Source organism: Pseudomonas sp. AGC41 (assembly GCF_057334555.1).
This window is the reverse complement of the sequence record NZ_JBHFJB010000148.1, coordinates 23527-33712: the sequence shown is the minus strand read 5'-3', so window position 1 is coordinate 33712 and position 10186 is coordinate 23527. Positions and strand designations below refer to the sequence as shown.

Here is a 10186-nt window from a genome sequence, read left to right as displayed (position 1 = left end):
ATCTCCGGCGTCCCCCCCCCCACCGCCCCGCGCCGAGGACGTGCCCGGCAGCGAACTGCCCGACGAGCAGACCACCACCCCGCCGCTGCGCCCGGCCGCGGGCCAGCGCAATGCCGAAGAACAGCGCCAGGCCCTGGAACAATGGCTGCGCCAGATTCCGGACAATCCGGGCGAACTGCTCAGGCGAAAATTCTGGTATGAACAGCAAAGCCACCAGGCTCAGGAAAAACACCAATGACCCGCTTCACCGCCTATCTCCTCGTCTTGCTGCTCTGGGCTGCCGGGTCCCAGGCCGCGCAGCTGACTGCCAGCGTGGACCGCAGTCGCCTGAACTCCGGGGAGACCGTCGAGCTGACGCTGGAATCCAACGATGCCACGCTGTTCGGCAAACCTGACCTGAGCCCGCTCCAGGCACTGTTTGACGTGCGCGGCACCCGCCAGGTCAACCAGTTGACCACCCTTGACGGCGAGAATCGCGCTACCACGCGCTGGATCGTCACGCTGCTGCCGCGTCAGAGCGGCACGGTGGTGATCCCGCCACTGCAACTGGGCGAAGTCAGCAGCCAGCCGATTACTTTGCAGGTGATCGAAAGCGAAACCCGCAACGCCTCTGGCACCCTCGCGCCGGTGTTCATCGAAGCCAGCCTCGACCAGCGGGATGTGTACGTGCAGGCCCAGGCCATCCTGACGTTGCGCATCTACCATTCGGTGTCGCTGTATGACGACAGCAGCCTCACACCGCTGCACATTCCCGATGCGCGCACCGAGCAACTGGGTGAATCGCGCACCTATGAAAAAGTCATCAACGATGTGCGCCACGGCGTCATCGAACTGCGTTACGGCATCTACCCGCAGCGCAGCGGCGAACTGGCCATCCCGGCCCAGACCTTCAGCGCCACGCTGGTCGAACCAACGGCCCAAGGCAACGCAGCGCCGGGCGCCAAACCCGGCCAGTTGATGCGCGTCAGCTCCACGCAACTGCAACTGAGCGTCAAGCCCAAGCCCGCCAGCTATCCGGCCGACCTCCCCTGGCTGCCGGCGCGCAGCTTGTCCTTGAGCGAAAGCTGGAGCCCGGAACCGACTCACAGCCAGGTCGGCGATTCGCTGACCCGCAGCCTGACCCTGGAGGCGGAAGGCTTGACCAGCGCCCAGCTGCCGCCGCTTCCGCCTACCGAGATCAACGGCCTGCGGCGCTACCCCGACCAGCCGGTGCTGAGCAGCCGCAGCAGCGAGCGCGGCCTGGTCGGCAGCCGTGAAGACCGCGAAGCCCTGGTGCCCAACCGTAGCGGCACCATCGAGCTGCCGCCGGTGGAAGTGGTCTGGTGGAATACCCTGGAAGATCATCTGGACCGCACCAGCCTGCCGGCCCGGACCCTGCAAGTGGCGAACAACCCAAGCCTGATGGTCGACACACCGGCAGGCACCACCCAGATCGTCACCACTATCGACAGCGAAACCCTCTGGTACTGGCAACTCAGCACGTTGATCCTGGCCTGCACGACGTTGCTCGGCTTCGGCCTGTGGTGGCGCGCGCGCTGGCAACCGGCGATCCTGCGCTCGGCCCAGGCCGGGCCGAGCCCACGCACCTTGCTGGACGACCTCAAGCGTGCCTGCCTGGCCAACGACTCGCACGCCACCCGCCAGGCGCTGGATGCCTGGGCCCGGCAGCAGCCGGAAACCCTGGCCGACATGGCGGCGCGTTTCGTGCCGCTGTCCGACGCCCTCGACGGCTTGAACGGCGCCCTCTACAGCGAAACCGGCCAGTATTGGCAAGGTGAAGACCTGTGGCGGGCGATCCGGACCATTCCGCCTCTGGAAGGAACGCCAGACGCTGCCAGTGATTCGAGCCTGCCGCCGCTCTACCCCAAATAACCCGGTTTCGTTGCGCACGGCTTTTGTGGCCTCGCCACAAGAGCAGCGCTGGTCAATCCGACAAAGTTGGGCAGCCCCTGCTCCGCGTTTCCCAGTAAACTCTGCATTTTTGCGCCGCCTCTCCTCCCGCGGCCACCGTCTGTTTTCTGGAGTCTGCCTTGCGTCTGTTTCACACCTCCGACTGGCACCTGGGGCAAAACCTCCACGGCCAGGATCGCGACTTCGAACACGCCTGTTTCCTCGACTGGCTGCTGCGTCAGCTAGGCAGCGAAAAGCCCGATGTGCTGCTGATCGCCGGCGATATCTTCGATACCGTCAACCCGCCGGTCAAAGCCCAGGAGCGGCTGTACGACTTCATCGTCAGCGCCCACGAACAGAACGCCAACCTGACCATCGTCATGATTGCCGGCAACCACGACTCCGGCTCGCGTATCGAACTGCCGGCACCGTTGATGCGGCGCTTGCGCACCCACGCCCTGGGCCGGGTGTTGTGGCTGGATGATGGGCAACTGGACGTCGAGCGTCTGTTGCTGCCATTACCCGATGCCAAGGGCAAGGTCCGCGCCTGGTGCCTGGCACTACCATTCTTGCGGCCGGCGGAAGTCACCGGCGCGCAGCTGGGGGATGACTACCTGCGCGGCATCGGCCAGGTTCATGAATGGCTGATCGCCGCTGCCAACGACAAGCGCAAGAAAGGCCAGGCGCTGATCGCCGTCAGCCATGCGCACATGGCCGGCGGCTCGGTATCGGAGGACTCCGAGCGCAGCCTGATCATCGGCAATGCCGAAGCGCTGCCCGCCAGCCTCTTCGGCCCGAGCATCAGCTACGTCGCCCTCGGCCACCTGCACAAGCCGCAGAAGGTCAATGGCGAAGAACGCATCCGCTACAGCGGCTCGCCGATCCCGCTGTCGTTCTCCGAGATCGGCTACCAGCACCAGATCCTCGACGTCACCCTGGACGGCGAAACCCTGGTGAACGTCGAACCTCGGCTGATTCCCCGCGCCGTCAACCTGCAGCGCCTGGGCCCGGCACCGCTGGCCGACATCCTCCTGCAATTGAAGGACCTACCGGACATCGACCTGCTGGCGGACGTGCAGCGCCAGCCCTGGCTGGAAGTTCGAGTACGCCTCGACGAGCCACAGCCCGACCTGCGCCAGCAAGTGGAGACGGCATTGCAAGGCAAAGCCGTGCGCCTGGTGCGCATCGCCGCCGAGTATGCCGGCATTGGCGGCTCCAGCAGCGTCGAGGACGGCGCCGCGCTGGTCGAGCTGGACCAGCTCAGTCCGCAGGAACTGTTCAGCCGTGCCTGGCAGGACACCTACGGCAACGAAGTGGACGAACAGACCCTCAAGGATTTCACCGTGCTGTTGCAAGACGTGCAGATGGAGAGCGAGCAGCCATGAAGATCCTCGCGATCCGCCTGAAGAACCTCGCCTCCCTCGCTGGGCCATTTGAGATCGACTTCACCGCCGAGCCGTTGGCCAGCGCCGGCCTGTTCGCCATCACCGGCCCAACCGGCGCCGGCAAGAGCACGCTGCTGGATGCCTTGTGCCTGGCGCTGTTCGGTGCGGTGCCGCGCCTGAACAACACCGGTCGTGACGCCAAGGTACCGGATGCCGACGGCGAGATCGCCACGGGCGATCCGCGCACGCTGCTGCGCCGTGGCACCGGCGACGGTTATGCCGAAGTGGATTTTCGCGGTATCGACGGGCGCCGCTACCGCGCTCGCTGGGAGGCCAATCGCGCCCGGGAAAAAGCCGGCGGCAAGCTGCAGGCCAGCCGCCAGAGCCTGCGCGACCTGGACAATGACCAACTGTTGGCCAGCCAGAAAGGCGAATACAAGACCCAGCTCGAAGCCGCCCTGGGTCTGAATTTCGAGCAGTTCACCCGCGCCGTGCTGCTGGCCCAGAGCGAGTTCAGCGCCTTTCTCAAGGCCGACGACAACGACCGCAGCGAGTTGCTGGAAAAGCTCACCGACACGGCCCTGTATACGCGTCTGGGCCGCCGCGCCTTCGACAAGGCCAAGCAGGCCAGGGAAACCCACAAGCAGTTGCAGGACCAGGCCACCGGCGTCACGCCGCTGGCCACCGAAGCCCGCGCCGAACTGGACCAGCGCTTCAACGACGCCCAGCAACTGCTCAAGACCCAGCAGGCACAGCTCAAGCAATTGGAACAGCAGCACACCTGGCTCAGGGACCTGCGCCAGTTGCAGGACGAACAGGCCAGTGCCGCTGAACAACTGCAACAGGCCCAGGTCGATTGGGCTGCGCTGGCCGACGAACGCCTGAAACTGACACGCCTGGAACAACTGGCGCCCCAACGGCACCCGTTCATCCGCCAGGCAGAATTGGACCGTCAGCTGGAGCCGCTGGCGGTCAGGATCCAGCAACTGACCCAGCAGCAAGTCGAATTGCATGAACAACAGGCCGAACTGGAAAAAGGCCTGGGCGTGGCGCAATTGGCCTTGGCCGCGGCTCGCCAGCAGAGCGCGGACAACGCACCGCTGCTACGCCAGGCTTTCGATGAACAAAGCAGCCTCGCCCGCCTGGCCAGGGAAACCGGCCAAGGCGCCGAACAGTTGCAACAGGTCCAACAGGCTTGCACCGACGGCCAGCGCAGCATCGACACCCTGCTCGAACAGCAACGACAGGTGGGTGAGCGCCTGCAACGGATCGCCGGCGAACTGGAACAAAGTACCGATCTCGCACCGCTGGGCGATGCCTGGTCCGCCTACCGCGATCGCCTGCAACAACTGATGTTGATCGGCAATCGGCTGAACAAGGGCCAGGACGAACTCGCGCTGCTGGAACAAAGCGCCACTCGCGCCGCCGAGGATCTGGCAAGCCGCCGGCAAAACCTTGAAGTGCTCTACAAGGAAGCCGGCGCCGAACCGCAAGCGGTGGCGGAACAGATCCAGCTGCTCGGCAACCTGCTGCAAGACAATCGCAAGCAACTGCGCGCATTCGAAGAACTGACCCGGCTTTGGGCCGGCCAGAAAGACTTGGATAAACGCAGCGCGGAGCTGGAGCAACGCCAGCAGCAAGCCTTGCAGGAGCGCGACCGGCTGGTGCGCGAAGGCGGCGAAGCCAAGGCCGAGCTGACCATTGCCGAACAGACCCTGACTGTCACCCGTGAACTGCTGGAACGCCAGCGCCTGGCCCGCAGTGAAAGCGTCGAGCAACTGCGCGAACAGTTGCAGGACAACCAGCCGTGCCCGGTGTGCGGCAGCGTCGAGCATCCATACCATCAGCCCGAAGCGCTGCTGCAAAGTCTCGGCCGATTCGATGAAAGTGAAGAGGCCAACGCGCGCAAAGCCGTCGACCTGCTCAACGAAAAAGTCATCGACCTGCGCGCGCAATACAGTGGGGTGATCGCCCAGCTCAAGGAATTCAAACAGCAACAGGAACAACTCGCCGCCCAGCAACAAAGCCTCGCGCCAAGCCTCGAAGCCCATCCGTTGTCGGAGCAGTTGCTGGCTCAGGCTCCAGACCAGCGCGACGCCTGGCTGGCCCAGCAAAACAGCCAGTTGAACCTGCGCATCAGCCAGGACGAACAACGCCAGGCCGCCCTGCTCACCCTGCAACAGGACGCCGCGCGCCTGGCGCAGCAACTGCGCGAAGCGGAAACCGCCAGCCAGCAGGCGTCACTGCGCCTGGGCAACCAGCAACAGGAAATGGCCCGCGACCGCCAGCGCCTGGACGAAGAGCTCGGGCATTTCAGTGCGCTGCTGCCGGCCGATACCTTGCAGGCCCTGCGCAGTGATCCCGCCGCGACGTTCATGCGACTCGACCAGCGGATCACCCAGCGCCTGGCGCAACTGGAACAGCAACGCGAAGAACTTGGCGAACAACTGCAACGCCAGCAAGCCCTGGAGAAAGAGCAGGACCGCCAGCAGACTCGCGTGCAGCAACTCGAAGCGGCGCAGCAGCAATTCAATGCACTGAATGAACAACAGCTGGCCTGCCAACAAAAGCTCAGCCAACTGCTGGGCGAACATTCCAGTGCCGAACAATGGCAGCAACAACTCGACCAGGCCCTGGAACAGGCCCGCCATGCCGAGGCCGCGGCCGGTCAGCAGTTACAGGAGTTGCGCAATACCCTCGTGCAACTGGCTGCCGAGCTCCAGGCCCGGCATGAGCAGGCCCAGTCGCTTGAGGCCGAACAGCAGACGCTCGCCGCCGGCATCGCCCAATGGCGCGCGTCTCATCCGGAACTCGACGACGCCGCGCTCGTTGCCCTGCTCAACCTCGACGAGCAACAGGTCAGTCAATTGCGGCAACGCTTGCTCACCAGTGAAAAAGCCATCGAGCAGGCCCGTGTCCTGCTCACCGAACGCGAGCAGCGCCTGCACAACCACCAGGCCCAACACAACGGCAACCTGCCGCCTGAAGAATTGACCCAAGCCTTGGCGGTACTGCAGGAGCAGTTCGCCGCCAGCGAACAACGCTGCGCCGAGTTGCGTGCCGAACAGGCTGAAGACCAGCGTCGGCAGCACGCCAATCAGGCCCTGGCCCGACAGATCGAGCAGGCCTATGCCGAATACCAGCGCTGGGCGCGCCTCGACGCCTTGATTGGCTCGGCCACCGGCGACCGCTTCCGCAAACTGGCCCAGGCGTACAACCTCGACTTGCTGGTGCACCATGCCAACGCCCAGTTGCGCCAACTGGTTCGCCGTTACCGGCTCAAGCGCGGCGGCAGCATGCTTGGCCTGCTGGTGATGGACACGGAAATGGGCGATGAACTGCGCTCGGTGCATTCGTTGTCCGGCGGCGAGACCTTCCTGGTCTCCCTTGCCCTGGCGCTGGGCCTGGCTTCGATGGCGTCCAGCACGCTGAGAATCGAATCGTTGTTCATTGACGAAGGCTTCGGCAGCCTCGACCCCGAATCGCTGCAACTGGCGATGGACGCCCTCGACGGCTTGCAGGCCCAAGGCCGCAAGGTCGCGGTCATCTCCCATGTGCAGGAAATGCACGAGCGAATCCCAGTGCAGATCCAGGTCCGTCGCCAGGGCAATGGGCTTAGCACGCTGGAGGTGAAATGAGCCGCGTCACGCTGTACTCCTTCCGCCGCTGCCCCTACGCCATTCGCGCACGCATGGCGTTGCGTTACAGCGCGGTCGAACTGACGATCGTCGAAGTCAGCCTGAAGGCCAAGCCCGCCGAGATGCTCGCACTGTCGAGCAAAGGCACGGTGCCGGTGTTGCAAGTCGATGGCCAGGTGATCGATGAAAGCCTGGCGATCATCAACTGGGCCTTGGCCCAACACGATCCGCAGGACTGGCAGCTGCGGGACGATGCCAAGGCCCAGGCGTTGATGGCAGCGTTGATCGAGGAAAACGACCAGGTATTCAAGCTTCACCTGAACCGCTACAAATACCCGGAACGGCATCTCGAATACACACAGGAACACTACCGCAGCGAAGGCGAAGTTTTTCTGCGCAAACTGGAAGGACTGCTTGAAACCCGGCCGTTCCTGGCGGCGAAGCATCAAAGCCTGGCCGACGTGGCGGTGATGCCCTTCATACGCCAGTTCGCCCACGTCGATCGCGACTGGTTTGCCCAGGCGCCCTATCCGCGGCTGCAAGGTTGGTTGCAGAAACGCCTGGATTCCGAGCTGTTCGTAGCGATCATGACCAAGTAGAAAATGTTCTTGCGACCGCGCTTCTTGTGGCGAGGGAGCCTGCTCCCGCTCGGCTGCGCAGCAGACGCCTTGGGTGTAGACCGAATGGGCCTGCTGCGCAGGCCAGCGGGAGCAAGCTCCCTCGCCACAAAAGCGCGTAGATCATGCAGCCCCTTTGCCTGCGCCTCGTTCGGCGGCGACAGTGGAAACCGACGCATGCAGCGATGCATCAACGAAGCCTTGGTATTGGGCGCCAACGCTGACGACCAGCACCAATGCCACGTAAAGGCCGATGGCGATGTAAGCGCCGTGTCTGGCGGAAGAAAGGATTGCGCGGGCCATGGGGTTCTCCGTGGGCATGTTTCGATGCCCACAGAATCAATCAAATAAACCGTTATGAATAGCGACGAATATGCATAGTCACCATCAGGATTATTGATTTATTAAGCCCTGAGATCAGTCGTTGACCAAGCTCAACAATCGCTCGCGAGCCACTTCCAGCTCTCCGGGAATGGGCTGGGCCGCCGAGACAATTGGAGTGGAGTAAAGAAACAGCAGCATCACTGCCAGACGCATCGCCATGATGTCGATCCTTATTGGTAAGGAGTCAATTAACTAGCGTCAAATTTAAACACATGGCCATGTGATATCACAATGGGATTTTCAGCCCACGCACGAAGCCTGCGATCTTTTCTCTCCGCGGGCATCCAGCAGGAAATGAAAAGATCGCAGGCTTCAGGGATCAGCGTGGTTCAGTGTTGAGTCTTGTGGTCCAGCGCGGCGTAGAAGTTGGCGCTCTGTTGCAGGTATTTCTCGGTGTAGCTCTGGGTGCGGTTTTTCTTGTCGCTGATTTCGATGCTGGCACTGGCTGGCAATGCCACGGTGGCGGAGATAGCGGAAGCGGCAATAACGGAGAAGAGATTCAGATTCATGGCGGTAGTCCTCGGATTCAGTTGGCTGGTTTGCCCGGTGGGGCCTTGAAGCAAACTTACGCGCCGAGGCGTCTCGTCTTGAAATGCTTTGTAATACTAGCGACTATCAGTCTCGTTGATACAACGGCGAAGGCCCCGTGGATCGGGACCTTCGGGTTATTGACGAACCATGAACTTCAGATCACTTGGCGCATCCATTGCCAGCTTCTGCACGGTTTTACCCAGCAGGCCGGTGTTCGGATCACGCTCGATGACGACGATCTGGTTGCTCTTCTGGTTGGCCACCAGAACAAATTTTTCACTCGGGTCGAGGCTGAATTCCCGAGGGTGGTCGCCCTCGACAGAGCGCCGCTGAAGTTCTTTCAGCGTGCCAGCCGCCGGGTCGATGGCAAACACCACCAGTTCGTTGGTGGTGCCCCGATTGCTGACGTACAGGAACTTGCCATCCCTGGACGCATGCAGCGCCGCCGCCGCTTTACCCGGCTGGGGCTTGCCGGCGGCCAGGTCGACCAGTTGACGCTGGGTAAGGCGACCATCCTGGTAATCGAACACCGCAACCTGGGCGGTCATCTCCATGGTCAGCCAGGCGTGCCTGCCATCGCTGCTGAACAGCAGGTGACGCGGCCCGCTGCCTGGCGGCAACTGCACGAACGCCGGATCGGCAGGCGTCAGCGGCAGCTCGGGGTTGGCTTTCGGGTCGTAGCGGTAGACGAATACCTTGTCCGCTCCCAGGTCGTTGGCAAACACATACTGGCCGTCCGGCGAAGGCACGGCGGAATGCACATGCCCCGATTTCTGCCGCTCAGGGTTGACCCGACTCGGCTGATGGCTGCCCGATTGCACCACCGGCGCCAGCTTGCCGTCCGCCTCCACCGGCAGCACGACCAAGGTGCCGCCCGGGTTTTCCAGAACGGAATAATTACTCACCAGCAGATGCTGGCCGTCATGGCTCAGGCTGGAATGAGTGGGCTCGTTGCCCAGGGACTGCATCTGATTGATCAGGCTCAGTTCATGGGTCTTGGGGTCAACGGCGTAGCTGCTGACCTTGCCCACCGGATCTTTCTGGCCCGGGCCGTTTTCATTGACCACGAACAGCCGGCTCAGGTCCTTGGAAAGGGTCAACCAGGACGGGTTGTCCGTCTTGATCACTTGTAGTGGCTTGGCGTCGAGCTGGCCGGTCCGGCTGTCGAACTGCATGCGGTAGATGCCCTGGCTCTGGTCCGCCGTGTAGGAGCCCACCAGCAATTGATAGTGCTCGGTGGTTTCTGCCTGGACGCCCATGGCGCCCACGCTGCCGGCCATCAGCAATGGCCAGAAACTACGCATCTTCATGCTCGGAGTCCTCGTCGTCGTGGCCGCTGGTCGCCTCCACGCATTCCAGATGGTGATCGCCCGAATCACTGGTGATGACCCAATGTTTCGAGGCTGTGTTGAAGGTCGCGGCCTGCCTCTGTGCCGGCGTGAAGCGCCAATGCTCGAGAGTGCGGCCGTTCATGCATTCGACGTGCAGTTGGTCCTGCTCGTCGAGGGAAAAATCGAAAGCGTGCAGCCCGTCGATGATCAGCATGTCGCAGTGTTCGAGGGCTTGCAGCAGAGTGTCGGTCGGGGCAGTCATGGCGATCAGTCAGTCATTGGGAAAGGCGGCATGATAACCCAATGTCAGAGTGGGGCTTGGGCCATAAGGTTCGAAAGCGGTGCTCGCCGACCTATCGCTTTGGGGGGCAGGCCCGCTCCCACAGGGAATTTTTGGTGAATGTGAATCC

The 10186-nt window shown here is 62.9% G+C and carries 9 protein-coding genes and 1 pseudogene; 5 read left to right on the top strand and 5 right to left on the bottom strand.

The window, feature by feature from the left end:
- The 5 genes and pseudogenes from ACE04F_RS24455 to ACE04F_RS24435 all read left to right on the top strand — a co-directional run.
- Nucleotides 1-238, top strand: a pseudogene (locus ACE04F_RS24455) (hypothetical protein); the annotation flags it as partial.
- On the top strand, nt 235-1872 hold the full coding sequence (locus ACE04F_RS24450; RefSeq protein ID WP_486110273.1) for a BatD family protein: 1638 nt from the start codon (nt 235-237) through the stop codon (nt 1870-1872). The pseudogene ACE04F_RS24455 and the gene ACE04F_RS24450, both read left to right, overlap by 4 nt.
- A 158-nt stretch (nt 1873-2030) precedes the next feature.
- Nucleotides 2031-3275, top strand: a complete 1245-nt coding sequence (locus ACE04F_RS24445; protein ID WP_486110272.1) for an exonuclease SbcCD subunit D C-terminal domain-containing protein — start codon at nt 2031-2033, stop codon at nt 3273-3275.
- Nucleotides 3272-6913 carry an AAA family ATPase gene (locus ACE04F_RS24440; RefSeq protein WP_486110271.1) on the top strand — a complete coding sequence of 1214 codons (3642 nt, stop codon included), beginning with the start codon at nt 3272-3274 and terminating at the stop codon, nt 6911-6913. The genes ACE04F_RS24445 and ACE04F_RS24440 overlap by 4 nt, the downstream gene beginning before the upstream one ends.
- Nucleotides 6910-7512 (top strand): glutathione S-transferase, encoded by a 603-nt coding sequence (locus ACE04F_RS24435; RefSeq protein WP_486110270.1) that lies wholly within the window; start codon nt 6910-6912, stop codon nt 7510-7512. Before ACE04F_RS24440 ends, ACE04F_RS24435 begins: the two co-directional genes overlap by 4 nt.
- Nucleotides 7513-7653: 141 nt before the next feature.
- On the opposite strand, the gene ACE04F_RS24430 is transcribed toward ACE04F_RS24435, so the two are convergent.
- From ACE04F_RS24430 to ACE04F_RS24410, 5 genes are all read right to left on the bottom strand, one after another.
- Nucleotides 7654-7833, bottom strand: coding sequence for a hypothetical protein (locus ACE04F_RS24430; RefSeq protein ID WP_486110269.1), 180 nt, complete (start codon nt 7831-7833; stop codon nt 7654-7656).
- Between the two features lie 114 nt (nt 7834-7947).
- Nucleotides 7948-8073 carry a hypothetical protein gene (locus tag ACE04F_RS24425; RefSeq protein WP_305500469.1) on the bottom strand — a complete coding sequence of 42 codons (126 nt, stop codon included), beginning with the start codon at nt 8071-8073 and terminating at the stop codon, nt 7948-7950.
- Between the two features lie 170 nt (nt 8074-8243).
- Complete coding sequence (locus ACE04F_RS24420; RefSeq protein WP_018611529.1) at nt 8244-8423, bottom strand: hypothetical protein; 180 nt, start codon at nt 8421-8423, stop codon at nt 8244-8246.
- 156 nt (nt 8424-8579) lie between these two features.
- The gene (locus ACE04F_RS24415) at nt 8580-9755 is read right to left on the bottom strand and encodes a lactonase family protein (RefSeq protein ID WP_486110268.1); all 1176 of its coding nucleotides are present in this window, start codon (nt 9753-9755) and stop codon (nt 8580-8582) included.
- Nucleotides 9742-10038 (bottom strand): DUF5629 family protein, encoded by a 297-nt coding sequence (locus ACE04F_RS24410; RefSeq protein ID WP_486110267.1) that lies wholly within the window; start codon nt 10036-10038, stop codon nt 9742-9744. Before ACE04F_RS24410 ends, ACE04F_RS24415 begins: the two co-directional genes overlap by 14 nt.
- Nucleotides 10039-10186 lie beyond the last annotated feature (148 nt).

Excerpts from the sequence above, each read along its gene's own strand:
- ACE04F_RS24440 (WP_486110271.1), top strand. The coding sequence starts at position 3,272 with ATGAAGATCCTCGCGATCCGCCTGAAGAACCTCGCCTCCCTCGCTGGG.
- ACE04F_RS24415 (WP_486110268.1), bottom strand. The coding sequence starts at position 9,755 with ATGAAGATGCGTAGTTTCTGGCCATTGCTGATGGCCGGCAGCGTGGGC.
- ACE04F_RS24410 (WP_486110267.1), bottom strand. The coding sequence starts at position 10,038 with ATGACTGCCCCGACCGACACTCTGCTGCAAGCCCTCGAACACTGCGAC.
- ACE04F_RS24435 (WP_486110270.1), top strand. The coding sequence starts at position 6,910 with ATGAGCCGCGTCACGCTGTACTCCTTCCGCCGCTGCCCCTACGCCATT.
- ACE04F_RS24425 (WP_305500469.1), bottom strand. The coding sequence starts at position 8,073 with ATGGCGATGCGTCTGGCAGTGATGCTGCTGTTTCTTTACTCCACTCCA.
- ACE04F_RS24450 (WP_486110273.1), top strand. The coding sequence starts at position 235 with ATGACCCGCTTCACCGCCTATCTCCTCGTCTTGCTGCTCTGGGCTGCC.
- ACE04F_RS24430 (WP_486110269.1), bottom strand. The coding sequence starts at position 7,833 with ATGGCCCGCGCAATCCTTTCTTCCGCCAGACACGGCGCTTACATCGCC.
- ACE04F_RS24420 (WP_018611529.1), bottom strand. The coding sequence starts at position 8,423 with ATGAATCTGAATCTCTTCTCCGTTATTGCCGCTTCCGCTATCTCCGCC.